This is a genomic window from Achromobacter sp. 1011811831, assembly GCF_059760905.1.
In genome coordinates this window covers 22,681-49,172 of sequence record NZ_JCBANG010000045.1, presented here as the reverse complement: position 1 = coordinate 49,172, position 26,492 = coordinate 22,681, and the positions used below count along the sequence as shown (strand labels likewise).

Annotated in this window: 22 protein-coding genes and 1 pseudogene; 10 read left to right on the top strand and 13 right to left on the bottom strand. The window is 67.5% G+C overall.

Going from position 1 to position 26,492, the window contains the following annotated elements:
- Nucleotides 1-76 precede the first annotated feature (76 nt).
- Together AC6LJ9_RS17685 and AC6LJ9_RS17680 are read right to left on the bottom strand one after the other, a co-directional pair.
- Entirely contained in the window at nt 77-1,540 is a 1,464-nt protein-coding gene (locus AC6LJ9_RS17685) for a methyl-accepting chemotaxis protein (protein ID WP_498148581.1), read from the bottom strand.
- A gap of 403 nt (nt 1,541-1,943) precedes the next feature.
- A complete protein-coding gene (locus AC6LJ9_RS17680; protein WP_498148580.1) occupies nt 1,944-3,026 on the bottom strand; it encodes a GlxA family transcriptional regulator in 1,083 nt (360 codons plus the stop codon).
- Between the two features lie 123 nt (nt 3,027-3,149).
- On the opposite strand from AC6LJ9_RS17680, the gene AC6LJ9_RS17675 reads away from it, so the two are divergent.
- The 6 genes from AC6LJ9_RS17675 to AC6LJ9_RS17650 all read left to right on the top strand — a co-directional run bounded on the left by AC6LJ9_RS17675 (nt 3,150) and on the right by AC6LJ9_RS17650 (nt 8,628).
- Nucleotides 3,150-4,202 (top strand): ABC transporter substrate-binding protein, encoded by a 1,053-nt coding sequence (locus AC6LJ9_RS17675; RefSeq protein WP_498148579.1) that lies wholly within the window; start codon nt 3,150-3,152, stop codon nt 4,200-4,202.
- A gap of 14 nt (nt 4,203-4,216) precedes the next feature.
- Nucleotides 4,217-5,275 (top strand): ABC transporter ATP-binding protein, encoded by a 1,059-nt coding sequence (locus tag AC6LJ9_RS17670; protein ID WP_498148578.1) that lies wholly within the window; start codon nt 4,217-4,219, stop codon nt 5,273-5,275.
- Nucleotides 5,272-6,120, top strand: a complete 849-nt coding sequence (locus tag AC6LJ9_RS17665) for an ABC transporter permease (protein ID WP_212313078.1) — start codon at nt 5,272-5,274, stop codon at nt 6,118-6,120. Before AC6LJ9_RS17670 ends, AC6LJ9_RS17665 begins: the two co-directional genes overlap by 4 nt.
- Nucleotides 6,117-6,908 (top strand): ABC transporter permease, encoded by a 792-nt coding sequence (locus AC6LJ9_RS17660; RefSeq protein ID WP_498148577.1) that lies wholly within the window; start codon nt 6,117-6,119, stop codon nt 6,906-6,908. Before AC6LJ9_RS17665 ends, AC6LJ9_RS17660 begins: the two co-directional genes overlap by 4 nt.
- Before the next feature lie 35 nt (nt 6,909-6,943).
- Complete coding sequence (locus AC6LJ9_RS17655; RefSeq protein ID WP_498148576.1) at nt 6,944-7,957, top strand: proline racemase family protein; 1,014 nt, start codon at nt 6,944-6,946, stop codon at nt 7,955-7,957.
- A 230-nt stretch (nt 7,958-8,187) separates the two neighbouring features.
- On the top strand, nt 8,188-8,628 hold the full coding sequence (locus AC6LJ9_RS17650; RefSeq protein WP_212313073.1) for a CBS domain-containing protein: 441 nt from the start codon (nt 8,188-8,190) through the stop codon (nt 8,626-8,628).
- Between the two features lie 14 nt (nt 8,629-8,642).
- On the opposite strand, the gene AC6LJ9_RS17645 is transcribed toward AC6LJ9_RS17650, so the two are convergent.
- Entirely contained in the window at nt 8,643-9,407 is a 765-nt protein-coding gene (locus AC6LJ9_RS17645) for a TSUP family transporter (protein WP_498148575.1), read from the bottom strand.
- A gap of 297 nt (nt 9,408-9,704) precedes the next feature.
- Here AC6LJ9_RS17645 and AC6LJ9_RS17640 point away from each other — a divergent pair, with 297 nt between their 5' ends.
- Both AC6LJ9_RS17640 and acnB read left to right on the top strand, forming a co-directional pair.
- Entirely contained in the window at nt 9,705-11,336 is a 1,632-nt protein-coding gene (locus AC6LJ9_RS17640) for an FxLYD domain-containing protein (protein ID WP_498148574.1), read from the top strand.
- Nucleotides 11,337-11,511: 175 nt separating this feature from the next.
- Nucleotides 11,512-14,103 (top strand): bifunctional aconitate hydratase 2/2-methylisocitrate dehydratase, encoded by a 2,592-nt coding sequence (acnB, locus tag AC6LJ9_RS17635; protein ID WP_212313070.1) that lies wholly within the window; start codon nt 11,512-11,514, stop codon nt 14,101-14,103.
- Nucleotides 14,104-14,247: 144 nt separating this feature from the next.
- On the opposite strand, the gene AC6LJ9_RS17630 is transcribed toward acnB, so the two are convergent.
- Nucleotides 14,248-14,811 carry a hypothetical protein gene (locus tag AC6LJ9_RS17630; RefSeq protein WP_498148573.1) on the bottom strand — a complete coding sequence of 188 codons (564 nt, stop codon included), beginning with the start codon at nt 14,809-14,811 and terminating at the stop codon, nt 14,248-14,250.
- 399 nt (nt 14,812-15,210) lie between these two features.
- On the opposite strand from AC6LJ9_RS17630, the gene AC6LJ9_RS17625 reads away from it, so the two are divergent.
- Nucleotides 15,211-15,807, top strand: coding sequence for a transglycosylase SLT domain-containing protein (locus AC6LJ9_RS17625; RefSeq protein WP_212313068.1), 597 nt, complete (start codon nt 15,211-15,213; stop codon nt 15,805-15,807).
- A gap of 22 nt (nt 15,808-15,829) precedes the next feature.
- Here the strand turns inward: AC6LJ9_RS17625 and AC6LJ9_RS17620 are convergent, their stop codons facing one another.
- The 7 genes from AC6LJ9_RS17620 to AC6LJ9_RS17590 all read right to left on the bottom strand — a co-directional run bounded on the left by AC6LJ9_RS17620 (nt 15,830) and on the right by AC6LJ9_RS17590 (nt 23,290).
- Nucleotides 15,830-18,058 carry a TonB-dependent receptor gene (locus AC6LJ9_RS17620; RefSeq protein WP_498148572.1) on the bottom strand — a complete coding sequence of 743 codons (2,229 nt, stop codon included), beginning with the start codon at nt 18,056-18,058 and terminating at the stop codon, nt 15,830-15,832.
- Nucleotides 18,059-18,439: 381 nt separating this feature from the next.
- Nucleotides 18,440-19,489 (bottom strand): L-threonylcarbamoyladenylate synthase, encoded by a 1,050-nt coding sequence (locus tag AC6LJ9_RS17615; RefSeq protein WP_498148571.1) that lies wholly within the window; start codon nt 19,487-19,489, stop codon nt 18,440-18,442.
- A gap of 9 nt (nt 19,490-19,498) precedes the next feature.
- Nucleotides 19,499-20,689, bottom strand: a complete 1,191-nt coding sequence (locus AC6LJ9_RS17610) for a 5-(carboxyamino)imidazole ribonucleotide synthase (protein WP_498148570.1) — start codon at nt 20,687-20,689, stop codon at nt 19,499-19,501.
- A gap of 5 nt (nt 20,690-20,694) precedes the next feature.
- A complete protein-coding gene (gene purE, locus AC6LJ9_RS17605; RefSeq protein ID WP_498148569.1) occupies nt 20,695-21,216 on the bottom strand; it encodes a 5-(carboxyamino)imidazole ribonucleotide mutase in 522 nt (173 codons plus the stop codon).
- Nucleotides 21,217-21,297: 81 nt separating this feature from the next.
- Complete coding sequence (locus tag AC6LJ9_RS17600) at nt 21,298-21,870, bottom strand: disulfide bond formation protein B (RefSeq protein WP_498148568.1); 573 nt, start codon at nt 21,868-21,870, stop codon at nt 21,298-21,300.
- Nucleotides 21,871-21,880: 10 nt separating this feature from the next.
- A complete protein-coding gene (locus AC6LJ9_RS17595) occupies nt 21,881-22,039 on the bottom strand; it encodes a DUF5993 family protein (RefSeq protein ID WP_212313058.1) in 159 nt (52 codons plus the stop codon).
- Between the two features lie 369 nt (nt 22,040-22,408).
- Nucleotides 22,409-23,290 carry a phosphoribosylaminoimidazolesuccinocarboxamide synthase gene (locus AC6LJ9_RS17590; protein ID WP_103275802.1) on the bottom strand — a complete coding sequence of 294 codons (882 nt, stop codon included), beginning with the start codon at nt 23,288-23,290 and terminating at the stop codon, nt 22,409-22,411.
- Between the two features lie 310 nt (nt 23,291-23,600).
- Between AC6LJ9_RS17590 and AC6LJ9_RS17585 the strand changes: the two genes are divergently transcribed.
- Nucleotides 23,601-24,059: a GFA family protein gene (locus AC6LJ9_RS17585; RefSeq protein WP_498148567.1), complete on the top strand. Its 459-nt coding sequence runs from the start codon at nt 23,601-23,603 to the stop codon at nt 24,057-24,059.
- 113 nt (nt 24,060-24,172) lie between these two features.
- On the opposite strand, the gene fba is transcribed toward AC6LJ9_RS17585, so the two are convergent.
- Together fba and AC6LJ9_RS17575 are read right to left on the bottom strand one after the other, a co-directional pair.
- A complete protein-coding gene (gene fba / locus AC6LJ9_RS17580; protein WP_212313054.1) occupies nt 24,173-25,237 on the bottom strand; it encodes a class II fructose-bisphosphate aldolase in 1,065 nt (354 codons plus the stop codon).
- Nucleotides 25,238-25,455: 218 nt separating this feature from the next.
- Nucleotides 25,456-26,352 (bottom strand): annotated as a pseudogene (locus tag AC6LJ9_RS17575) (SMP-30/gluconolactonase/LRE family protein); the annotation flags it as partial.
- Nucleotides 26,353-26,492 lie beyond the last annotated feature (140 nt).

Below are 26,492 nucleotides of genomic sequence, written 5' to 3'. Positions count from 1 at the left end.
ATCTTGCCGCCCGGGCCCGCGAAGTTCAGGCAAGACGCACTTTATAGCGCATCCCGCCCTCTGCCCGCCGCGCCCCTCAGTAGCGGACGTACTCCAGCACCGGCTTGGACGGCATGGGCGTATTGGCCGCGGGGCGCGCCCGCACACCCTGCGCCACCGGCTTGACCACGGAGACCGGCCGCACCTCGCGCTCGGCCGTCGATTGCCTGAGCACCTGGGCGGCGTCGGCGGTCATCGCAGTGATGTCTTCGGTCACGTCGCCGAGCTTGGACGACTGCGCCAGCGACGCCTGGACCACCTCGCCCATGATCTCGGTGACCCGGTGCGACGACATGACGATGTCATCCATTGTGCTGCCGGCCGACTGGACCTGTACCGCTCCCGCCTGGATCTGCTCCACCGATGTGGTGATCAACCCCTTGATCTCCTTGGCCGCCGCGGCGCTGTTCTGCGCCAGGCTGCGTACTTCGGCGGCAACCACTGCAAAGCCCTTGCCGTGCGTGCCGGCCCGGGCCGCCTCGACCGCGGCGTTGAGCGCCAGGATGTTGGTCTGGAAGGCGATGCCGTCCATCACGCCGATGATTTCGGAAATGCGACGCGAGCTGTCGGTGATGGCGGACATCGTGCGCACCACGTCCTGCACCGTGCGGCCGCCCTCTTCGGCCACCTTGCAGGCATCCTGCGCCAGCGTGTTGGCCTGGGACGCGCGTTCGGCATTCTCGGTCAAGCCCTGCACCGTGACCCGCAGCGTCTGCGCGGCGGTAAAGCGCCTGGTGATGTCGGTGGCGTACTTGACCACCTTGAAGGGCCGACCTTCGGCATCGAGAATGGGGTTGTAGCTGGCCTCGATCCAGACCTGCCGGCCGCCCTTGCCGATACGCAGATACTGCCCGGCGTCATGGCGGCCTTCGCGCAGCTTGCGCCAGAACTCCTGGTAGGCGGCGCCGCGCGCCTCCTCCGGCGTGACGAACATGCTGTGATGACGGCCCACGACCTCGTCGGCGCGGTATCCCATCGCGTCCAGGAACAGTTCGTTGGCGCGCAATATCGTGCCATCCAGCTCGAACTCGATAATCGCCTGGACTTTGGAAATCGCCGCCAGCTGGCCTTCGAAATCGGCCTGCCGTTGCTGCTGTTCGCTGATATCGGTCGCGTACTTGATCACTTTCAACGGGCGACCGCGCTTGTCACAGATCGGACTGTAGGTGGCTTGCAGCCAGATATCGCTGCCGTCCTTGCGCACGCGGCGATAGCGACCGGAGTCGTAGGCGCCCTGCCCCAGTTTTTCCCAGAACTCGGCGTAGGCCGCGGAATCACGTTCTTCCGGACGTATGAACATGCGGTGATGCTGCCCCAGGACCTCGTCCAGGGAATAACCCATGGTGTCCAGGAAATTCTGGTTCGCCATCAGGACATGCCCCTGAAGATCGAACTCGATGACTGCCTGGGCTTTGTGGATTGCTGCGATCTGACCGTATAGATCCGCCTTCTGCATGCCGCGTTCAGCGCGGAGCAGGCGGTTGAGGGTAAGCCAATGCATTATGACGCCTCCTGCGAGGGATGGACGAAACTGCTGACACCGACAAACAACCGCAAAACAATCAGGAAAACCGTCTGCGCGCCCGCGATCCGGCTGTGCGCGCCGCGCCGCGCCACAGGCCGCCTACGTTTTCCGCCATCCCCGCGATGACGGTAGGTCTACTGAAAACAAAAAACAGCAGAATGTATCCAGTCGAAAATATTTAATCTCAAAAAGGCGCCATTCTCAATATTTTCCAGGCCATGGATTCCAAAAAAATATCAACAGGTTACAAAAATAGGAAAACCGGCCGCGCGAGGCTTGCGACAAGCTGAAAATACATTAATTTCCTAGGGTTATCACGGGTGTGCCCCGTATATGCCGGCGAGCAACCGGCATACGCGCCAGGTAAAACCTGATTGATTCAGACCGTCGCCAGACCGCCCATGGAATCGGGTTCATGCGCGACGGCCGCCCCGGATTGCAGATATTGGCGCGGGGACACGCCAAAATGCGCGCGGAAATCCCGCGAGAAATGCGCGCCGTCGGCAAAACCGCAATCCAGCGCAACCTGGGTAATGCTGCCGGGTTTGTTCAGCAGCAGCCAGCAGCCATATTCCAGGCGCAACTGGCGCTGGAATGCCATCGGCGATAAACCCGTGGCCAGGCGGAACGCCCGCTCCAGCTGCCTGCGCCCGACGCCGACATAACGGGCGATGGCGTCCAGCGGCGGCGGATTGTCGATGCGCTGCTCGATGAAATGCGCGGCCTGCCTGACGCGCAGATCCTGGATGCCGGACAGGTCGCTGCGGAAATGCGCCTGTGGCACGCGCGCCGGCCGCACGCCCTGCAGCATCATGTGCCGCATGGCCTGCTGCGCCTTGTCGCGGCCACAATGGCGCGCCACCAGATACAGGCCCAGGTCGATCGCGGCGGTCGAGCCCGCGCAGGAAATCAGGTCGCCCTCGTCGATGAACAGCCGGTCGACCACGGCGCGGGTCTGCGGAAAGCGTTCGCGAAAGGCTTCCAGCACGTTCCAGTGCACGCAGACCGTGCGCGGCCCGACCACGCCGGCCTGCGCCAATGCGAAGGTGCCGGTGCAGATGCCCAGCAACCGCACGCGCCGCTCGGCGGCCAGCCGGAGCCAGTCCCGCAAGGGCTCCGGCATGCGCCCGTTGATGTAGTCATTGCCGCCGCAGACCGCCACGTAGTCGAACTGCTCGGGATCGTCCGGCAAGCCCGCCGCCACGTCGATGGTCAGGCCCGCGCTGGAGCAGCGCGGCTTGCCGTCCCAGCTCATCACCCGCCAGGACGTGTGGATCTGCCGGCTGCGTCCGCCGTGATCGCCGGCCAGGCGCAAGGCGTCGACGAAACCCGCGAAGGCGGCCAGCGTGAACTGGTCCAGCAGCACGATGCCGACCGCGAGCGCGGGTTTTCCCCGAGCCGGGGCATCGGCATCGTCTTCATAGGGAACGGGCTCGGTAGAGGCGGAGAGCGGCGGCTGCATGACGCAATTATTCAAATTTATGTCCCGCGCCTTCAAGCTGGTTTTCCCGGGCATCCACCAAGATGTTGATGTGGCTAGACAGTGTCCAGATCACGGATCGACAAACTACAAGGGGAATCCGACATGGCAACATTCGTCCGCGGCGCCGCTGGCGCCGCCTTGCTCGCCGCGGGGCTGATCACGGCCCCGCTGGCTGGCGCGCAGCAGCAGAAGATCACCGTCGCCTGGTACGGCGGCAACTGGGGCGACGCGTTCCGCGCCTGCGTCGCCGAGCCCTACACCCAGGCGACCGGCGTGCAGGTGTCGCCGGAGGTCGGCACCTCGACCACGACGCTGGCCAAGCTCCAGCAGCAGAAGGCGGCGCCCACCATCGACGTGGCCTGGCTGGACGGCGGCATCAGCGAGCTGGCCGAGCAGGCCGGCGTGCTGGACACGCTCGACCCGGCGGCCATCCCGAACCTGAAGAACGTGATCGACCAGGGCGTGTACCGCAAGGACGGCGCCGCCTACGCGGTCAGCTCCGGCTATTACTCGCTGGGCATCGCCTACAACACCCGCGAGGTCAAGCAGCCGCCCTCCAGCTGGAAGGACCTGTGGCGCCCCGAGTACGCGGGCGCGGTGGCCCTGCCGTCACCCGCCAATTCCTCGGGCGTGCCCTTCGTGTTCTTCCTGGCGCGCGTCTGGTCGGTGGATCCGTCCAACCTGGCTCCGCTCTACGCCAAGCTCGCCACGCTGGACACGGCGCTGTACTTCGACAGCTCGGGCGCGGCCACCAATGCCTACCAGAGCGGCGAGGCGGTGATCGGCGCGCATTTCAACGTGGGCGCCTGGGACCTGATCGACAAGGGCCTGCCGATCGGCTTCGCCGTGCCCAAGGAAGGCGCCTGGGCCACCGACGCCCGGCTGCACCTGGTCAAGGGCGCGCCGAACAAGGCCGCCGCGCAGCGTTTCATCGACACCGCGCTCACGCCGCAGGCCGCGGCCTGCCTGGCGCAGCGGCTCTACCTCGGTCCGGCCGTCAAGAACACCCAGGTGCCGCCCGACGTGGCGCGCAAGCTGCCCTGGGGCGCCGAGGGCTCGGTGCAGAACCTGAGCCTGTTCGACTGGAACCTGATCAACAGCCGCCGCGCCGAAGTCACCGAGGCCTGGAACCGCCAGGTCGCCCGCAAGCGCTGAACGCAGGAACCGTCATGTCCGCTTTGCTATCCATAGAAGGCGTGTCGACGCGCTTCGGCGCCTACCAGGCGCTGGACCGCATCGATCTGGCCATCAACCAGGGCGAGTTCGTCGCGCTGCTGGGCCCCAGCGGCTGCGGCAAGACCACGCTGCTGCGCTCGATCGCCGGCTTCCTCACGCCGGATGCCGGCCGCATCCTGATCGAAGGCCGCGACGTCAGCCGACTGCCGCCCCACCATCGCCCGCTGAACACGGTGTTCCAGAACTACGCGCTGTTTCCGCACATGAGCGTGCTGGACAACGTGGCCTACGGCCCGCGCCGCCAGGGCGCGTCGCGCGCCGAGGCCGCCGAGCGCGCGCGGGCGGCGCTGGACATGGTGGGCCTGGCCGAGTTCGGGCCGCGCTATCCGCGCGAGATGTCCGGCGGACAGCAGCAGCGCGTGGCGCTGGCGCGCGCCATCGTCAACCGGCCCAAGCTGCTGCTGCTGGACGAGCCGCTGTCGGCGCTGGACCTGAAGCTGCGCAAGCGCATGCAGCTGGAGCTCAAGCACCTGCAAGCCAGGCTGGGCATCGCCTTCGTCTTCGTCACGCACGACCAGGAAGAAGCCATGACCATGGCCGACCGCGTGGTGGTGATGCGCGCCGGCGCCATCGAACAGGCCGGCGCGGGCGCCGACATCTACCGGCGTCCGGCCTCGCGCTTCGTGGCCGAGTTCATCGGCGACGCCAACCTGATCCCCTACGCCATCGAGGCGAACGGCTCGCTGCGGCTGCAGGCACAGGGCTTGCATGTGACGCGCGCGGCCGGCGACGCGCCGGCCAGCGGCCTGGCGCTGCTGCGTCCGGAAGACCTGCGCCTCGCGCAAGACGGCTCCGGCGCGGACTGCGCGCTGCGCGGCACGGTGCGCGACGTGATCAACGTGGGCAGCCACTGCATGATCCATGTCGACGTGGACGGACAGACGCTGGTGGCACGGCACGGCAGCGCCGCGCCGGCGGGGCTGCGCGCGGGCGACGCCGCCACGCTGGCCTTCGCGGCCACGGACCTGCACCTGATCGGCGGCCAATCATGACGCGCCGCTCCCTGCGCGCGCCCGCCCTGCTGCTGGCCGCGCCCGCGCTGTTCTTCGCCGCCTTCTTCCTGGCCCCGCTGGCCGTGGTGGCGCTGGCCAGCATCACCGGTGGTCCGTCGGGCACGGCCTTGACGCCGGCCAACTATCTGCGCGTGCTGGCCGACCAGTACCACTGGGACGTGATCCTGGTGACGTTCCGGCTGGCCTTCTACACCACCGTGATCTGCGTGGCGCTGGGCTATCCGCTGGCCTGGTATCTGGTGCGGGTGGTGCGCTGGCGGGCATGGCGCCGGGCCTGCGTGATCCTGCTGGTGGTGCCGCTGTTCACCAGCAACATCGTGCGCGCCTTCGGCTGGATGGTGCTGCTGGGCCGCAACGGGCTGGTCAACCAGGCGCTGATGGCGACCGGCGCCGCCGACCGGCCGGTGCGCTTCATCGGCGCGGAGCTGGGCATCCTGATCGGCATGGTCTACGTGCTGCTGCCCTTCGTGGTGCTGGCCGTGGGCAATGCGCTGGCGCGCGTCGATCCGGCCTGCGAGCAGGCCTCGGCGGACCTGGGCGCCAGCCCTGCGGCCACCTTCGTGCACGTCACCTGGCCGCTGACGCTGCCGGGCGTGATATCCGGCGCCATCATCGTCTTCACGCTGGCGGTCAGCGCCTATGTGACGCCGGCGCTGCTGTCCGGCGGACGCGTCACGGTGCTGTCCATGCTGATCTTCCAGCAGTACAGCACGGTGTTCGACTTCCACTACGGCGGCGCGCTGAGCATGGTGCTGCTGGTCCTGACCCTGATCCTGGTGGCGCTGGCCAACCGCGCCGCCGTTCCGCCCGGAGGCGCACGATGATCGCCCGCTGCCTGATCCGCCTGTCCGCCCTGGGCGTGCTCGCCTACCTGGCCCTGCCGCTGCTGGTGATCCTGGGCGCGTCCTTCACCGCCACGCCCTACCTGGCCTTCCCGCCGCAGGGATGGACGCTGGACTGGTACCGCGCCATGCTGGCCGAACCCGGCTACGCGGCGGCCTTCGCCACCAGCACCGTGCTGGCGCTGGCCGCCACCGCGGCTGCGGTGCTGCTTACGGTGCCCGCCGCCCTGGCGCTGGCGCGCCACGAATTCCCGGGCAAGGCGGCGCTATCGTCAGTGCTGATGTCGCCGCTGGTCCTGCCGCACATCGTGCTGGGCGCGGCGCTGCTGCAGTACGGCGCGTACTTCGGCCTGACGCGCAGCTTCCTGTCGCTGCTGATCGGCCACGTCGTCATCATCGCCCCCTTCGTGCTGCGCGCCACGCTGGGCCTCCTGACGCCGGAGCAGCGCGCGCTGGAGGAAGCCTCGGCGGACCTGGGCGCCAATCCCTGGACCACGTTCTTCCTGGTGACGCTGCCGCAGATCCGGCCTGGCATCGTGACCGGATCGATCTTCGCCTTCATCTCGTCGTGGATCAACGTGGAGCTGTCGATCTTCAACACCACGGCGGACCTGAACACCATTCCCGTCAAGCTTTTCAACTACGTGCAGTACACGATCGATCCGACCATCGCCGCCGTCTCGGGCGCCACGATCGCGGCAGCGGTGATCGCCATCGTCATCCTCGATTTGACCGTCGGGCTGGACATGCTGTCCGAACGCGGCAAATGAACCCTTACCCTACCCCCAAGCCTGGAGCACACGCCATGCGCAAGCAAGACGCGTTCGACGTCATCTATACCCACACCGAGGGCGAGCCCCTGTGCATCGTCCACAGCGGCATCCCCTATCCCGCCGGCTCGACCATCCTGGAAAAGCGCGCCTTCCTGGAGCAGCGCTATGACTGGCTGCGCAAGGCGCTGATGCGCGAGCCGCGCGGCCACAAGGACATGTTCGGCGTGTTCCTGACGCCGCCGTCCAGCCCCGAGTTCGACGCCGGCCTGATCTATATCGACGGCACCGAGTATTCGCACATGTGCGGCCACGGCACCATCGCGGTCAGCATGGCTATGGTGGCCAACGGCCTGGTGCCGCGCGGCCCCGACGGCATCACCCGCATCCGCTTCGAGACCACCGCCGGCCTGGTCGTGTCGGAAGTCGCCTCGGAAGGCGAGCAGGTGCTGTGGACGCGCTTCGAGAACGTGCCCGCCTACGTGGCCGCGCAGGACATCCCGGTGGAACTGCCCGGCTACGGCACGCTGTCGGCCGACATCGTCTGGGGCGGCAACTACTTCGGCATCGTCGACCTGTCGCGCTGCGGCCTGCGCATCTCGCCGGACAACGGCACCGAGCTGTCGCGCATGGGCCTGATCGTGCGCGACCAGCTCAATGCCCGCCAGCGCATCCAGCACCCGACCGAGTCCCATATCAACAACCTGAACTTCATCACGTTCTGGCACGAGCCCACCATCGAGGGCGCCTTCTACAAGAACGTGCACGTGTTCAGCGCCGGCCAGCTCGACCGCTCGCCCGGCGGCACCGGCACCAGCGCGATGATGGCCATGTTCGAGGCCCGCGGCAAACTCGGCCTGAACCAGCCGATCCGCTCCGAGGGCCTGCTGGGCAGCGGCACCTTCGAAGGCTGCCTGCTGGGCGAGGTCGACCTGAACGGCACCCGCGCGGTGCGTCCCACGGTCAAGGGCACGGCCAGCATCCTGGGCACGGCGCGCTGGGTGATCGACCAGAACGATCCGGTCGGCGCCGGCTTCCTGATCCGTTGAGCCGGAGCAGGCGTCGGCGGATCGCTACCCGACCCGCCGACGCCCGGACGCGCGATGTTGCCGCCGGATGACAGGTCCGAGTCGCCCGGACGCCCGGCTCCGCCGGCGCGCTTGCGGCAAGTCGGGGCTCGGGCTTAGGATGGAGCCAGGACCGCGCCTCGCGGCGATGACGGCATCAGCCGCGCGGGGCGGCCAGGGTTTGAACCCAGGCAGCGATTCGGGAGCGCATCGTGAAGAAAGTGGCTGAGATTCTCAGGGAAAAGTCCAACCCGGCGGTCGTGACGGTGGCGCCGGAATCCTCCGTCTACGACGCCATCCGCACCATGGCCGAACGCGGCATCGGCGCCGTGGTCGTGGTGGATGGCGAGACGGTGCTGGGCATGCTGACCGAACGCGACTACGCCCGCAAGATCGTGCTTCAGGACCGCTCCTCGCGCACCACCAAGGTCCGCGACATCATGACTGAATCGGTCTATTACGTGCGACCGGAAGACACCCGCGAGCACTGCATGGCGCTCATGACCGAACGCCATTTCCGGCACCTGCCGGTCATCCATGAACAGAAGCTGGTCGGCTTGGTCTCGATCGGCGACCTGGTCAAGGACGTCATGAGCGAGCAGAAATTCATCATCACCGAGCTGGAGCGCTACATCAGCGGCGAACACCGCTAGCGCGCCCGCATCGCCTATCCGCCCGCCAGCTGGCGGGCGGCGGGCACGACCAGCCCCGCCCCGGCCGCCAGCAGCAGCACGAACACCATGCGCCTGACGGTTTTCATCGATCCGGCGCTGCCGTAGCGGCGCGCCGCCCAGGTCACGGCGATCACCAGCGGCAATGCCTGCGCGCTCAGCCAGAAGGATGAGGCCTGGAACTGGCCCTGGCTCGTCACCAGGCCCAGCCGCGCAAGGGCGTTGAACGAAAACAGGATCAGCAGGCTGTTGCGGATGGACGCCAGCGGCAGCGGCTGGCGATACAGGTGATAGACCATGGGCGGCCCGGCGCTGGAGAACAGGCCGCCCAGCAGGCCGGACACGCTGCCGAAGAAGACGAAGGAGCCGCGCGAGGACAGGCGCGGCAAGGGTTCGGCGCGCGCCACCAGCAGGACGGCACAGGCCATGATGGTCACGCCCAGCAGCAATTGCAGCGCCACGGTCATCGAACCGCTGATCCAGGCCAGCGCGAACACGCCCGCGACCACGCCGACAAGGCTGCTGCCCAGCGCCGGCGCCAGCAACCGCCAGTTGACCTGCGGCTTGGCGCGGGCCAGCGTGACGGCCGCGTTCACCAGCGACAGCACGCTCACCACGTTGGCCACCTCGGACACCGACGCCAGCTGGAACACCCCGGACAGGCCCAGCAGCACCAGGCCGAAGGCGAAACCGGTCATGGTCTGCGCATAGGTGGCGAGTGCCACGCAGGCCAGGAACAGCAGATGTTGGTAGATGCTCATGCGGGGAAAGAGCCTGACCTGCCTCGGCTCTGCCCGCCGCGCGGCGCGGCCAGGTAGGAAACGATTGGGAACGGCGGACGCGCTTGCCAGATGGCGTGTGGAGAAGGACGCGATGATAGCACCGGGCCTTGCCTGGCCCCCCAGCGGACAGCTCCACATCTTTTGTCACAAATGGATGCGAGCGTCCATGTCTGATGGCCGCTCCACCGCTATCCTTGCCGGCCAGCGCAGCCGCCGCGCCCGCCCTCCCAGGCGCCGCGTGCGCACCAGACACCCATACGCCCGCAGCCCGCGTCCATGACAGCCAAACACGCCACCATCAATACCGTGACCCTGACCTGCTCGAACTGCGGCAGCGGCCACTTCACCAAGCTGGACCAGAACGAATACCGCTGCACCCACTGCCAGGCCGTGACGCTGGTCGAGGACAACGTCGCCGAGCGGCTGGAACAGATCCTGCGTGGCATGCAGGCGCCGGCAACGCCGCGCGTCAAACCCAATCTGGCCATCACCGCCGCCGCGATCGCGGTGGCCGTGATCTCTATTCCCGTGGTCATCTCGCTGATGAACGGTTCCTCGCGCACCTCGTATCAGGCGGCGCCACGCATCCCGCCCATCGACGCCTCGCTGGTGAAGCTGACGGACACCCGGGAAATCGGCAACGGCAGCCGCAAGCAGCTGCTGATGATGATGCGCAACGAGACCGGCAAGGCCATCAACGCGCCCAGCGTCAGCGCGCAGTTCTACCAGGGCGACCTGGCGCAGAACTCGGCCAGCGGCTCGCCGCTGTCGCGCACCCTGCTGCCCGGCGAGTACAGCCCGGTGCTGATCGACCTGCCCAGCCAGCCCTACAGCCGCTACGAGCTGCGCACCGGCTCGGTCAGCCCCGCGATGAGCGCCATCACCCGGCAGGTCGCCGCCAGCAAGGTGCAGCTGGTCCAGAACGACGGCGCGCACCGGCTGGTCGGCATCCTCAAGAATGAAGGCGCCAGCGCCATCTCCAGCGCGCAGGTCACGGTGATGCTGTACGACGCCGGCGGCAAGCTGATCGGCAGCGGCAACGGCTACGGCGCGGCGAGCTCGCTGGCGGCCGGCGCCGCCACCACCTTCGACGTGCGCTGCGAGCTGTACGGCGATGGCGCGGTCGCGTCCTATGAATACATGGTCCAGACCACGGCGTCCGGCGGCCAGGACGCCAGCGCGCAGGCCAACGCCGCCAGCCGGATGCAGCGCATCAGCCCGGCGGCCATCCGCGCGATTCCAAAGCCCCGGCTGACCGCGCTGGAACTGCTGGACGAGAATTTCGCCCTGTTCGATCCCGCCCAGCTCAAGCTCAGCGCGCCGCGCCGGCTGCTCGACGAGATCGACCGCCCCCGGCTCTACGCCGAAGCCAGCAACACCAGCGACCGCTATGTCGCGCTGTCGCCGCGCGCCTCGATCGCGGTGTTCGACGGCTCGCAGCCGCTGGAGCTGCGCCAGTCCTGGGAGCTGCCCGCCTATCTGTATCCGGGCGAACGCGTGCCGGTGGAGCTGGTCGGGCGCGACTTCGCGCGCTACACCGAGGTCAAGACGGACTGGAATCCCGCCAAGCGCGCCGAACTGCCCGGCCCGCGCCCCAAGCTGGCGGTGACGGTCGAAAACACCGAAGCCGCGGTCGGCACCGGCACGCTGAACTTCAGCTACCGCTTCCGCTACAAGTATGTGGTGGTCCACGGACGCGTGCGCAACGACGACCAGGCCGCGGTCAAGAAGGTCAAGGTCTGGATCAGCCTGTACGACGCCCAGGACCAGCTGACCGGCGCCCGTGCCGAGGAGCTGCGGCTGCCGCGCCTGGCGCCCGGCGACAGCGCGCCATTCCAGCTGGACGTGAAACAATACGGCGCCAATTTCAAGCGCGTCGCGGTGGTCTACGACGCCGTGCCCGAGTAAGGGCAACGCCTGAATCAACCGGGGTCGGATCGGCGGCGGCCATGCCGTCGCCTGCTGGCAACAGTCGCGTCACCGCAAGTCTTATATAAGATATAAGACATTTGCGAGCGGCCGGCCTTGCCTCTACAATCCGTCCGGTAACCCTTCTTCCAACCCGACTTTGAGCAGGCCTTCCATGCTGGATACTTATCGTCAACACGTCGCCGAGCGCGCGGCCCTGGGGATCCCCCCGCTGCCCTTGACGGCCAAACAAACCGCCGAACTGATCGAACTGCTGAAGAACCCGCCCGCCGGCGAGGAGCAGAACCTGGTCGAGCTGCTGACGCATCGCGTGCCTGCCGGCGTGGACGACGCCGCCAAGGTCAAGGCCTCGTACCTGGCCGCCGTGGCGCTGGGCAAGGAAGCTTGTGCGCTGATCAGCCGCGCCAAGGCGACGGAACTGCTGGGCACCATGCTCGGCGGCTACAACATTGGCCCGCTGATCGAACTGCTGGACGACGCTGAAATCGGCACCATCGCCGCCGAGGCGCTGAAGAAGACCCTGCTGATGTTCGACTCCTTCCACGACGTGAAGGAAAAGGCCGACAAGGGCAACGCCAACGCGCGCGCCGTGCTGCAGAGCTGGGCCGACGCCGAATGGTTCACCAGCCGCCCCGAGCTGCCCGAGAGCCTGACGATCACCGTCTTCAAGGTGCCCGGCGAAACCAATACCGACGACCTGTCGCCGGCCCCGGACGCCACCACCCGCCCCGACATCCCGATGCACGCCCTGGCGATGCTGAAGAACAAGCGCGAAGGCGCCGCGTTCCAGCCGGAGGAAGACGGCAAGCGCGGCCCGGTGAAGTTCATCGAGTCGCTCAAGGAAAAGGGCCATCTGGTCGCCTACGTCGGCGACGTGGTCGGCACGGGTTCGTCGCGCAAGTCCGCCACCAACTCGGTGCTGTGGTTCACCGGCGAAGACATCCCCTTCGTGCCGAACAAGCGCTTCGGCGGCGTGTGCCTGGGCAGCAAGATCGCCCCGATCTTCTACAACACCATGGAAGACGCCGGCGCCCTGCCGATCGAGCTGGACGTGTCCCAGATGGAAATGGGCGACGTGGTCGAACTGCGTCCCTACGACGGCAAGGCCATCAAGAACGGCGCGGTCATCGCTGAATTCGAAGTGAAGTCCGACGTGCTGTTCGACGAAGTGCGCGCCGGCGGCCGCATTCCGCTGATCATCGGCCGCGGCCTGACGGCCAAGGCGCGCGAAGCGCTGGGCCTGGCGCCGTCGACGCTGTTCCGCCTGCCCAAGGATCCGGTCGATTCCGGCAAGGGCTACACGCTGGCCCAGAAGATGGTCGGTCGCGCCTGCGGCCTGCCGGAAGGCAAGGGCGTGCGCCCGGGCACCTACTGCGAACCGAAGATGACCTCGGTCGGCAGCCAGGACACCACCGGCCCCATGACCCGCGACGAACTGAAGGACCTGGCCTGCCTGGGCTTCTCGGCCGACCTGGTGATGCAGTCGTTCTGCCACACCGCCGCCTATCCCAAGCCCGTGGACGTGAAGACGCACCACACGCTGCCCGAGTTCATCAGCACCCGTGGCGGCATTTCGCTGCGTCCGGGCGACGGCGTGATCCACTCGTGGCTGAACCGCATGCTGCTGCCCGACACCGTCGGCACCGGCGGCGACTCGCACACCCGCTTCCCGATCGGCATCTCGTTCCCCGCCGGCTCGGGCCTGGTGGCCTTCGCCGCCGCCACCGGCGTGATGCCGCTGGACATGCCGGAATCGGTGCTGGTCCGCTTCAAGGGCAAGATGCAGCCCGGCGTCACGCTGCGCGACCTGGTCAACGCCATTCCGCTGTACGCGATCAAGCAGGATCTGCTGACCGTGGCCAAGCAGGGCAAGAAGAACATCTTCTCCGGCCGCATCCTGGAAATCGAAGGCCTGCCGGACCTGAAGGTCGAGCAAGCCTTCGAACTGTCGGACGCTTCCGCCGAACGTTCGGCCGCCGGTTGCACGGTGCGCCTGAACAAGGAACCGATCATCGAGTACATCAACAGCAACATCGTGATGCTGAAGTGGATGATCGCCAACGGCTATGAAGACGAGCGCTCGCTGGGCCGCCGCATCAAGGCCATGGAAGCCTGGCTGGCCGATCCCAAGCTGCTGCAGCCGGACGCCGACGCCGAGTACGCCGCCGTGATCGAGATCGACCTGGCCGACGTGCACGAGCCCATCGTGGCCTGCCCGAACGACCCCGACGACGTCAAGACGCTGTCGGACGTGGCCGGCGCCAAGATCGACGAAGTGTTCATCGGCAGCTGCATGACCAACATTGGCCACTTCCGCGCGGCGTCCAAGCTGCTGGAAGGCAAGCGCGACATCCCGGTCAAGCTGTGGGTGGCCCCGCCGACCAAGATGGACGCCACGCAGCTGACCGAGGAAGGTCACTACGGCGTGTTCGGCACGGCCGGCGCGCGCACCGAAATGCCGGGCTGCTCGCTGTGCATGGGCAACCAGGCGCAGGTGCGCGAAGGCGCGACGGTCATGTCGACCAGCACCCGCAACTTCCCGAACCGCCTGGGCAAGAACACCAACGTGTACCTGGGCTCGGCCGAACTGGCCGCCATCTGCTCGAAGCTGGGCCGTATTCCGACCAAGGAGGAATACATGGTGGACATGGGCGTCATCAACAAGAGCGGCGACCAGATCTATCAATACCTGAACTTCGACAAGATCGCGGACTACAAGGACGTGGCCGACGTCGTCGAGCTGTAAGCGCCGCCCTCCAGGCCTGCGGGCCTGGACCAAGCGAAAAGGCCCTGGAGCGATCCAGGGCCTTTTTTCATCTTGCGCGGCGCGCGACAGCGCTGGCGGTCCGCCCGTGGCGCCTTGCGGCGCAACGGACCTTTGCCGGCGCGCTTAGTAATAGACGTCCACGTAGTCGGTCAGGCCACCGCAGGCTTCCATCTTCTGCAGGCGCCAGTACTTGCGCTTGCCTGTCGCGCGGAACTCGTAGTCGCCCGTGCGCTCGCAGCGGCGGCCCTTGTCCGGCGCGTCCAGGATCAGGATGGTGCCGCGCAGGACGAAACGGTCGCCGCCGATGGACACGACCTCGCCCTTGATCTTCAGCGTGCCTTCGAAATTGGCCTGCGTCCCTTCCAGGCGCACCACGCCGTTCTCGTCCTTGGCGGTCAAATGGCCGCGCGAGGCCGACCAGAGCCATTGCAGCGTGATGCCGCTGTTGCCCAGCAGCCGCTCATACGCGGCCTGGTCCTTGACGTCGGTCTTCTGCACCGGCGCCAGAGCGCTGGCGCTGGCGGACTGTTCGGCGCCGGCGGCGGCGGCGGGCGCGGGCGCCGGCAGCGTCGCGGGGGGCTGGATCGCCGCGGGTTGGGCCGGCTGGTGTCCATGGGCCGATTGCGCGGCGCTGATGCCCGGCACGGCGACGAAGGCCAGGGCCGCGCTCAACGCCAGGGCGAGCATGCCCGGAGCCCGCATTTTCCGGGGGGAGACAGCCAGGGCGCGATCAACGTTCGTGTGCATGGTGTTCGACGAGTAGGAAGGGTGGGACCAAACGGCCCAAGCGCTTGCGCTCGGGCGCATAAATTAACACGTGTATCTGGCCCCGATAACATCGGACGCCGACGTCGTGTGTCCATCTGTTAGAGCGGGCCGGGTCGCCGCGCCCGGCGCGAGCTTGTCGCCGAGGATCCGGCCGCAATCGTGCGCTGTCTGATGAGAAATGACAGTCCGAGCGATCTTTTTCACGATTTTTCACCGAGCCGGCGCATTTAAGACGAAACGTTTTTATACAATCCGCGCACACATTGACACAGATAGCCCGCCGGGACGCCGGCGGAGCGCCTGGAGGAACCCCCGCCAATGACCCGGCTCCTGATGCCGCCCCTGCTGCTGGCGCTCGCCGGCTGCGCCACCGCGCCGCCCTCGAACCCCGACAACATCTGCGCCATCTTCCGGGAAAAACCGGACTGGCACGACGCCGCCCTCAAGGTGCAGAAGAAATGGGGCGCGCCGGTCCCGATTCCCATGGCCATGATGTACCAGGAGTCCTCCTTCAAGCAGGACGCGGTGCCGCCGCGCTATTACTTCCTGGGCCTAATTCCCTGGGGCCGCGTCAGTTCCGCCTACGGCTACGCCCAGGTCAAGGACGAGACCTGGGACGACTACAAGAAGGACGCCGGGGGTTGGGGCTCCAGCCGCGACAACTTCGCCGACGCGATCGATTTCATGGGCTGGTACATGCACAAGACGCAGCGCCTGAACGGCGTGGCCAAGTCCGATGCCTACGGCCAGTACCTGAACTATCACGAAGGCTGGACCGGCTACCGCAACCGCAGCTACGACCGCAAGGCCTGGCTCAAGACCGTGTCCCAGAAAGTCAGGGCGCGCGCCGAGCGCTACACCGCGCAGTACAAGAGCTGCGAACAGGACCTGACGCGCGGCGGCTGGTTCTGGTAGGCCCGCCGCCGCGCATGCGGCCTTAGAAGTCCATGCTGGCGCTCAGCATGAAGGTGCGCGGGCCGCCCAGCACCAGATAGCCGTTGCCGGGATAGCCGCCCACCGAGGACCAGTAGTTGCGGTTGGCGATGTTCTCGACGCGGGCGCGCAGCGTCACCACGTGGCCGTCCACGTCCATCATGTAGCGCAGGCCCGCGTCCAGGCGGGTCCAGCCGGGCACCTTGAGCGTGTTGGCATCGTCCGCGTAGGACGCGCCGGTGTACACCACCCGGCCATCCAGCGTCAGGCCCTGCACGCCGGGGATGTCCCATTCCGCGCCCAGGTTGGCCTGGAAGCGCGGCACGCCGATGACGCGGTTGCCGTCGATGGCGGCGTTGCCGGTGGCGCGCTGCCTGGCATCAAGCCAGGTCAACCCGCCCAGCACGCGCACGCGCTTGCTCGCCTCGCCGAAGACAGTCAGTTCGACGCCCTGGTGGCGGTCCTTGCCGGACGCCGTGAAGTTGTTGTTGGCGTCATACGCGGCGCGCGGCTTGTCGGTCGAGAACAGCGCCAGGCCGGCGCCCAGGCCATCGCCGTCGTACTTGACGCCGATTTCCTTCTGCTTCGAGACATAGGGCGACAGACTGGTGCCCACGTTGGGCACCGGTTTGCCATTGGCATTGGCCGGCGCGGTGTCGCCCGCGACCAGCGCCTCGATGTAGTTGGCATACAGCGAGACGCTGGGCGCCACCTTCACCACCAGGCCAGCCGCGGGGGAATTGCGGCTGTCGTCATAGGCGCCGTTTTCCTTGCCCGTGTTGTATGCATAGCTGCGCGAGGACAGCCGCTGATGGCGCAGGCCCAGCGTCAGCATCACCTTGTCGTCCAGGAAGGACATGGTGTCGCCGATGGCATAGCTGCTGGTGCGCGTGCGGCCCTGCAAGGCGGGATTGTCGAGGTCGTTGCCGCGCAGCGCGCCGGCGCTGAAGGCCGGCTTGCCGTAGGAGACCGGATCGTAGATGTTGGTCGGGAACGTGTTGGCGTAGTCCATCACGTAGGCGTTCTTTTTCTTCAAGTCGAAGAAGGACGCCGAAACGACGAATTCATGGCCGACCGGACCGGTGCGGACCTTGGCGCGCAGGCCCAGTTCGCCGGTGTTGACGCTGTCCTCGCGCGTATTGTCGAAGCGGTAGAAATTGCCGGCGCCGGTGCGCGCGTCGGTCAGCGTGACGTTGCCCAGCGAATTGGCCTCGTCGCTGCGGCGCATGCCGAAGGCGGCCCAGCCGGTCAGCTTGTCGCTGAAGTCATGCTCGGCGCGCAGCGTGCCGAATACATCGCGTTCGTTGGAGTACGACCAGGGCTGGGCATAGTTGGAGCTGGCGTCGGGCGGCGCGGGCACGTGGTCTTTCATGCCGGGCGCGAAGCTGACGTTGGGACGCGCGCGCTTGAGCTTGTTCTCCTGCCAGCCCACGTCGGCCGACAGGCGCGTGTCGGCCGAGCGCCAATCCAGGCCCAACGACACCAGGCTGGTACGCGAGTGTTCGTCGTCTATGGCGGTGTCGCCGCTGCGCTGCGCCACGTTCAGGCGCACGCCGGTGCTGTCGCCCGGGCCGAAGCGGCGCGCGATGTCGGTCGAAATCTGATACTGGCCGCCGCTGGAGATGCCGGTGGTCAGGCGGGTCAGCGGCTCATTGGGCGCGCGCTTGGGCACCAGGTTGATCACGCCGCCGATGCCGCCGCCGTTGGGCGCCGATCCGGTCAGGAAGTTGGACGCGCCGCGCAGCACTTCCACGCGCTCGAACAGCTCGGTGGCGATGTACTGGCGCGGCAGCAGGCTGTACAGGCCGTTGTAGGCCACATCGTCCGAACTGAGGATGAAACCGCGGATGAAATACGACTCCTGGAAATTGCCGAAACCGCGCGCCACGCGCACGCCGGGATCGTTCTGCAGCACGTCGCCGACGCTGCGCGCCTGCTTATCCTGGATCAGCTCATTCGTATAGCTGGTGATGCTGAACGGCGTGTCCATCAGGTCGCGCGTGCCCAGAAGGCCGACGCGGCCGCCGCGCGCCACCTGCCCGCCGGCATAGGGCTCGGCCAGGCCGCCGGCCGAGGCGTCGGCGCTGGCCTCGACCTTGATGGCGTCCATGGACACCGTGGGCGCCGTGGCTTGGGATGGCGTTGCGGACGGGGTTGCGGACGGAGACAGTGACTGCGCATGGGCCAGGCACGGCAGGGCCGCGGCCATGCAGGCGAGAGTACGGATTTTCATGTCGGGATGTGGGCGGGAATGGACGTCCGCAAGGCGGAACAAGGAAACACTGAATCCCGATGGGGCCACGCGCGGTTCGGCTTATGCGACCGGTACTGCCGCAGGGTGGCTTGCGCCGGCCCTGACTAGCCCGTTTACCAAAGGGGGCTGGGAATCTTGCGGGACAAATGATAACAAATAACAATCATTATCATTACGTCCCTTAATTGAAATTCCAGCCTGCGTCGTCCCGTGGCAACAGCGACGCCCGCTCAAGAAGATGCGATGAAATGCCCTTGTGTCCGGCCAGACCGGAAGCCGGGCCGGCAAATGCCGCCAGCGGCCCATGGCTGGCGCAGTCCCGCTCCGGACGCATGCCGGCAAGACGGGACTGTCCGGGAACTACAGGTCGGTGGTATCGAGCGTGAAGGCGGCGGCGGCGCGGCCGATGCGGTCGTTGACCGCATGCCATGCGTCATTGGCGGGCGGCGCCTGCACGACGATGCGGGCATAGCCCTGGGCGTCCAGCTCGCGCAGCAGCGCGTACAACGCCTGCGCGTAGCGCGCCGGATCGGACGGCACCTGGCGCCATTGCACGCGGGCATCGGCCGAGGCCGGCGCGGGGTCGAACGACACCAGCGCCACCTGGCCCGAGGGCAGGCCGATGCCTCGCAGAACGTCGGCCACGCGCGCGTCGCCGGCCAGTTCCAGCTCGGTGCGCGGCGCGTAATGCGCCTTGAGCGTGCCCGAGGCGCGCGGCGCGGCTGCGTCAGGCGCGAACACCTGTGCGCCCAGCACCGCCTCGATCTGCGCGGCGCTGACGTGGCCGGGGCGCAGCAGCACGGGACCGGCGCCCTGGTCCAGCCGCGACAGGTCCAGGATGGTGGATTCGATGCCCACGTCGGACGCCCCACCTTCCAGCACCGGCATGCCGGCCGCGACCTCGTCGGGGAATTCCGCGCGCACGTGCTCGGCCAGCGTCGGCGAGACCTGCCCGAACTTGTTGGCCGACGGCGCCGCCACCCCGCCCTGTCCGTTCGGCTTGCCGGCGGCGAAGGCCGCCAGCAAGGCCTGAGCCACCGGATGCGAGGGGCAGCGCAGGCCGATGCTGTCCTGCCCGCCGCTCACGGTGTCCCCGATGTGCGGCGCGCGCTTGAGGATCAGCGTCAGCGGGCCCGGCCAGAACGCGTCCATCAGCAGCCGCGCCTCGGCCGGCACCTGCGCGGCCCAGTACGAAACATCGGCGCCGGGCGCGATGTGCACGATCACCGGATGATTGGACGGTCGGCCCTTGGCAGCGTAGATCTTGGCCACGGCCTGTGGATTCTCGGCGTCCGCCCCCAGCCCGTAGACGGTTTCGGTCGGAAAGGCCGCCAGCTCGCCTGCCAGCAGCAGGCCGGCGGCGCGGGCGATTTCCTCGGGCGTGGCGGAACAGGACGACGGGATTGACATGGACGCGCCCTACTCCGGCGCCTGCATGCCCAGCGCCGCGGCGACGCGGGCGGCATCGGCCTGCGCCTGCGCCTGCGTCGGCGCGACGATGGTGACGTGGCCCATCTTGCGACCACGGCGCGCTTCGCGCTTGCCGTACAGATGCAGCTTGGCGGTGGGCGTGGAAAGCGCACCGGCCCAGTCGGGCTCGCGCTGCGCGTCCGTATCGGCCGACTCGTACCAGATGTCGCCCAGGATATTCAGCATGACGGCCGGCGCCAGCAGGTCGGTGCCGCCCAGCGGCAGTCCGGCCATGGCGCGCGCCTGCTGCTCGAACTGGCTGGTCAGGCAGGCGTCCATGGTGTAGTGGCCGCTGTTGTGCGGACGCGGCGCGATTTCATTGACGATCAGGCTGCCGTCCTTGAGGACGAAGAATTCCACGCACAGCACGCCGTGGTAGCCCAGGCCCTGCGCGATGGCCTGCGCCGCCGCCGTGGCGCGGGCCTGCCGTTCGGCATGGGCCGCGTCCTGGCCGGCGGCCGACGCGGTGGACACCGCCAGGATGCCGTCGCGGTGCACGTTGCGCGCCACCGGGAACACCACGCTGGCGCCGTCGAAGCCGCGCGCCAGCACCACGGAGATCTCGTAGTCCAGCGGCATCAGCGCTTCCAGCACGCAGGGCACGCCGCCGAATTCGGCGTAGGCGGCCAGCGCTTCCTCGCGCGTGGCGATGCGGGCCTGGCCCTTGCCGTCGTAGCCCATGCGGGCGACCTTGAGGATGCCCGGGAACAGACTATCCGGCGCGGCGCGCAGGTCGGCCTCGCCGCGGATCGCGGCATGCGGCGCGACGGGGATGCCCTGTGCGGCGATGAAGGTTTTTTCCGCGATGCGGTCCTGCACCACGGCCACGGCATCGGCGGCCGGGCTGACGCGGCAACGCGCGGCCAGCGCGCGCAGGCTGTCGGCGGGCACGTTCTCGAATTCGGTGGTGACGGCGCGGCATTGCTGCGCCAGGCGCGCAAGGCCGGCCTCGTCGTCATAGGCCGCGCGGATGTGCAGGTCGGCGACCATGCCGGCCGGACATTCCTCGGCCGGATCGAGCACGGCAACCTTGTAGCCCAGGCTCTGGGCGGCATGACAGAACATGCGGCCCAGCTGGCCGCCGCCCAGCAGGCCGAGCCAGCCGCCGGGAGCGATGGAGAAAGCGGTCGATTGAGTCATGCGGATCAAGCCTCGGGCGGAACCTTCATGTCGCGCGCGGCCTGCGTCTGGCGCGCGCGGAACGCCACCAGCTTCTGGTGCAGGCCGGCATCGGTGCCCGCCAGCGTGGCGATCACGTGCAGGGCGGCGTTGGCGGCGCCGGCTTCGCCGATGGCGAAGGTGGCCACCGGCACGCCCTTGGGCATCTGCACGATGGACAGCAGCGAATCTTCGCCGTGCAGGTACTTGGACGGCACCGGCACGCCGAACACCGGCACTTCGGTCAGGGCCGCCATCATGCCCGGCAGGTGCGCGGCGCCGCCGGCGCCGGCAATGATGCCGCGCAAGCCGCGCGCGTGCGCCGCGGCGCCGTACTCGGCCATGTCCTGCGGCATGCGGTGCGCGGAGATGACCTGCGCTTCGTACGGCACGCCGAAGTCTTCAAGCATGGCGACTGCGTGTTTCATGACCTCCCAATCGCTGGAAGAACCCATAATCACGCCTACCACGGGGGTGGCCTGCGCCGCTGCGGAAGTCTTGGCTGTCATGACCGATGTCGAGTGAAAAATAGTTGGGGAACCGCGGCGCGCGCCGCGAAACCCGGTATTTTACCCGGCGCCGGACACCCCCTACCGCAGCCTCAGCGAATCCAGCCAGAGATAGCCCGTCGGATTGTCCGGGCAGGGCCCGAAACCGCATTCCAGCGTCGTGCCGCCCAGATTGACCAGCACGATGACGAAAAACAGGGCCATGACGACCCAGCCCGCCAGCGGCACCTGCTTCTTGAGCATGCTGTCGCCCCATTTGCGGTCGGCCGACAGCATCAGCACGCAGAAGGCGATGAGCGCGACGAAGGCGATGAACGACCAGGTATAGAAATGCAGGCCGAGCAGCGTCGTGCCGTAGCCGGGATCGCCGGGCGCGATGTGCAACAGCACCTGCCGCCCCGAGGCCAGCATGCCGCCCAGCGCGGCGGCGATGACCATCGCATAGTGCATGGGCGACGGCCCCAGCCGCAGGTTCAGCAGCAAGCCCACGCCGGCCAGCATGAAGGCGACGCGCTGCAGCAGGCATAGCGGGCATGGCGGCTCGTCGTGGACGATCTGCCAGACGAAGGCCAGGATCAGCACGGCCGTGACGCCCAGCAGGGCCAGGCCATTCAGGAAGCGCGAGCCGCGCGCGGGGTTCGGAGAGAAGATCATCGCCCCGCTCCTATAGCGACAACGCCAGCGGGCTGGTCATGTGGTACTGGCACCAGGCGGCGAAGATCCCCAGGGTGACGATCCAGAAGGCAACCGCGGGGCGGCGCTTTCCCAGCATGCCGAACCACACAGCGACCAGTCCGGTCAGGAAAGGCAACATCATTACCATGCGCAGCTCCTTTCTTGTTTCCGGCGGGCGGCGAGGCCCTGCTGCGGCGGCTGCGGGCCGCATCCGGTTGATGGCGAAAGAACTCCCGCGCGCGGCCTCGGCCCGGCGTCGGGAAGGAATGCGCTGGCGAGTATAGCGTCACATTAAGAAATAATTAGACGGAAAAATGCGGATTTTCCGGTTTTTATTGATCAATGAAGACGCGGCCGCGGGCAGGAGCATGCGGCGCAAACCATGGGGTGGCGCCGGCAATCTCGGACTTGTCCGATCCTGCGCCATCGCCTTTGCCCGACGGACTCCAGAAAAAAACCCCTCGCAGCGCGTTCCGCTGCGAGGGGTTCGGGTCGTGTCCGCGCCGGCGACCGGCGTTCAGGCCATCAGGCGGTCCAGCGCCTCGCGGTACTTGGCGGCGGTCTTTTCCAGCACGTCCTGCGGCAGGCGCGGAGCGGGCGGCGTCTTGTCCCAGGTCTGGGTCTCGAGCCAGTCGCGCACGAACTGCTTGTCGAACGACGGCGGGCTGATGCCCACGCGGTAGCCGTCGGCCGGCCAGAAGCGCGAGGAATCGGGCGTCAGCACTTCGTCCATCAGGTAGAGCGTGCCGTCGTCGTCCAGGCCGAATTCGAACTTGGTGTCGGCGATGATGATGCCCTTGGTCGCGGCAAAGCGCGCGGCCTCGGTGTACAGCTTGAGCGTCACGTCGCGGATGCGCTCGGCCATTTCCTGGCCGACTTCCTTGACCACGTGGGCGAAGTCCACGTTTTCATCGTGCATGCCGAACTCCGCCTTGGCGGCCGGCGTGAAGATCGGCTCGGGCAGCTGGCTGGCCTGCTGCAGGCCGGCGGGCAGCTTGATGCCGCAGACCGAGCCGGTGGCCTGGTAGTCCTTCCAGCCCGAACCGATCAGGTAGCCGCGCGCGACGGCCTCGACCAGGATGGGCTTGAGGCGCTTGACCACCACGGCGCGGCCGCGTACCTGGTCGACCTCGTCGGCCGCGACCACATCTTCCGGCTTCACGCCGGTGGAGTGGTTGGGCAGGATGTGGGCGAGCTTCTGCAGCCAGAACTCGGTCAGTTCGGTCAGCACCTGGCCCTTGCCGGGGATGGGATCGTCGAGGATCACGTCGAAGGCGGAGATGCGGTCCGATGCGACGATCAGCAACTTGTCGTCGCCCACCGCGTACATGTCGCGCACCTTGCCGCGTCCCAGCAGCGGCAAGGACTTGATGCTGGATTGATGCAAAGCAGAAGTCACGGGAATGGCCTATGGCAAAAATGAAGATTCCCGCCTCGGGCCGAGCGCCAGGGCGGGAACAAGACGAAACCGGGAATCCGCGGGGCGAGGCGGGCGCCGGAAGCGCGGATCCTGCAAAGGGCATAGATTACTGCAAATAGCCCCGCCTTGCCGCGCGCGCGGGGCCGGGTTAGCCTCTGTTCCGGCCGCCGGGTCCGGCGGCCGGCACCACACATTCGAGCCGACCGCCCGGACGTTTCCTGCCCAGACCGGCACCCAGGATCAGGCCAGGGCGCAACGGCGCATACCCATTGCCCGGAGACAGAGTCGTATGCAGGATGCTTTCCAAAAACGCACCTCGAAGACTGACGCGCAGGTGCATTTCACCGGCGGCTGCCAATGCGGCGCCATACGCTACGCGGTAACCGACGAGCCGATCACGGCCGCCACCTGTCATTGCCGCGACTGCCAGTATTCCAGCGGCGGCGCGCCGGCCCATGCGCTGCTGTTCCCGGCGGGGTCCGTCACGCTGCTGCGCGGCGCGGCCAAGGAGCACCGCTATCGCGGCGGCTCGGGCCGCACCGTCATGCGCAGCTTCTGTCCGGACTGTGGCACGCCGCTATTCGGCGGCACCGAAGGCGCCAACTACGACGTGGTCCGCGCCGGCTCGCTGGACGACCCGGAAGCCTTCCGCGCGCGGGTCAGCCTGTGGACGGATTCGGCGCCGTCCTGGCACCACGTCGATGCCACCGCGCCCAGTTTTCCCGGCAACGCGCCACCGATAACCTGAGGCCGACGCGCTACGCGGCGGCGGAACAGCAAAAAGGGCGAGTCCTGCAGGACTCGCCCTTTTCTTCATGCCACATCAGGACTGCCATGGAGGGCAGTCCATCTTTGCATGGCTTACTGCACCACTTGCGCCAGCTTGCCCGAGGCGTACTGGGCGGCGATCTCGGTCAGCGGCAGGGCCTTGATCTTGCTGGCGTTGCCGGCGGTGCCGAACTCGGTGTAGCGGGCGACACAGATCGCCTTGGCGGCGGCGCGCGCCGGCTTCAGGTATTCGCGCGGGTCGAACTTGCCGGGGTTCTCGGCGAAGAAGCGACGGACGGCGCCGGTCATGGCCAGGCGGATGTCGGTGTCGATGTTGATCTTGCGCACGCCGAACTTGATGGCTTCCTGGATTTCCTCGACGGGCACGCCGTAGGTTTCCTTCATGTCGCCGCCGAATTCGCGGATCTCGGCCAGCAGTTCCTGCGGCACGCTGGAGCTGCCGTGCATCACCAGGTGGGTGTTGGGCAGGCGGGCGTGGATTTCCTTGATGCGGGCGATCGACAGGATGTCGCCGGTGGGCTTGCGCGTGAACTTGTAGGCGCCGTGGCTGGTGCCGATGGCGATGGCCAGGGCGTCCAGCTGGGTCTTGCGCACGAAGTCGGCGGCCTGCTCGGGATCGGTCAGCAGCTGATCCATGGTCAGCTTGCCGTCGGCGCCGTGGCCGTCTTCCTTGTCGCCCTGCATGGTTTCCAGCGAGCCCAGGCAGCCCAGTTCGCCTTCGACCGTCACGCCCAGCTTGTGGGCGATGTCCACGACCTTGCGGGTCACGTCGACGTTGTAGTCGTAGTCGGCGATGGTCTTGCCGTCTTCCTTCAGCGAGCCGTCCATCATCACGCTGGAGAAGCCCAGGTTGATGGCGCCCTGGCAGATGGCCGGCGACTGGCCGTGATCCTGGTGCATGACCACGGGGATATGGGGGTAGGACTCCACGGCGGCCTGGATCAGGTATTTCAGGAAGCCTTCGCCCGCGTATTTGCGCGCGCCGGCCGAGGCCTGCATGATCACCGGGCTGTCGGTCTCCGCCGCGGCTTCCATGATGGCCTGGACCTGTTCCAGGTTGTTGACGTTGAAAGCCGGGATGCCATAGCCATGCTCGGCGGCATGGTCGAGCAACTGGCGCATGGAGACTAGGGCCATGAGTGGTCCTCCTAAGGGTGCAGTTTATTGAGAGATGATTGAAACCTGCTGATAAGGAGGGATTTTACGGGGGATTCGCGGAAAGGTCTTGCAACCCTATGTCCACATGCTTCCGGACGAGGGCGGCGGCGCAGGGAGAAGCCCTCGGGGAACGCCTGACGGCGGCCGGCCCGGGGCGGGGTGAGGCGGGCTCCCCCACCCCGCCCCGCCGCCCTTCGGGGCAGGCCCGCGTGCGGCACGCCGCCCCGGGTGACCAGGATGCGGCCTTCTCGCTTGGCGCGCCGGTTGGCCTCGATGAAGTCCGGCGCGGCCGCCATGAACAGCGTGCGGCCATCCGGCCCGCCCAGCGCCGCCGCGAAGATGCCCAGTTCGCCGGTGTCGATCTGCTCCAGGATGCGGCCGCCGCGCGCCACGCGCACGATGCGCTTGCCGATGGCGTCGGCCACCCACAGCGCGCCCTCGGCGTCCAGCGCGCCGCCATCCGGGCCGATGGCCGAGGCGGCGATCAGCGTGTGCAGGTCGTCCGAGGCCGGCAACGCGCCGAAGTCGGCCCAGTCGCGGCGCGGGCCCAGGCCGCCGTCGGCCAGGATGTCGAATTCCGAGATGCGATTGCCGAAAGTCTCGTTGACGATCAGGGTCTTGCCGTCCGGCGTGATGAAGGAGCCGTTGGGAAAGCACAGTCCATCGGCCACCGCGCGGGCCGAGCCGTCCGGATCGACCCGGACGACACTGGTGGTGGCGACGGGCTCGCCCGCCATCAAATCGAAGCCGAAATTGCCCACATAGGCCCGCCCCAGGGCGTCGACCACCATGTCGTTGATCGGACCGCCAGTCAGGGCGCTCAGGTCGGCATGCACGACCAGCGTCCCGTCCGTCTCCCTGCGCAGCACCTTGCGGTCCTTCATGGAGGACACCAGCATGCGGCCGTCGGGCAGCCAGCCCAGGCCGGACGGCTGCTGCGGCACCTTGCAGATCTGCTCGATGCGCCCTTCGAGGTCGACGGCGATCACCTGCTCGGTGTAGAAGTCGGACGCCCACAGGCGCCCGTCGCGCCAGCGCAGGCCCTCCAGGTAGGTATAGCCGGAGGCCAGCACGGACAATTCGCGTTTCGGCATTGCTCTGTCTCCATTATTTTTGCGTGAGTGCCGCCGGCGCGCCGGCGGACCGGACCCTCTCCCGCCCCTTCCAGGGCGGGTACGGGGACAAATGATTTTGTCATGACTCAACCGTCCCCAACCTTACAACTAACTGTCAG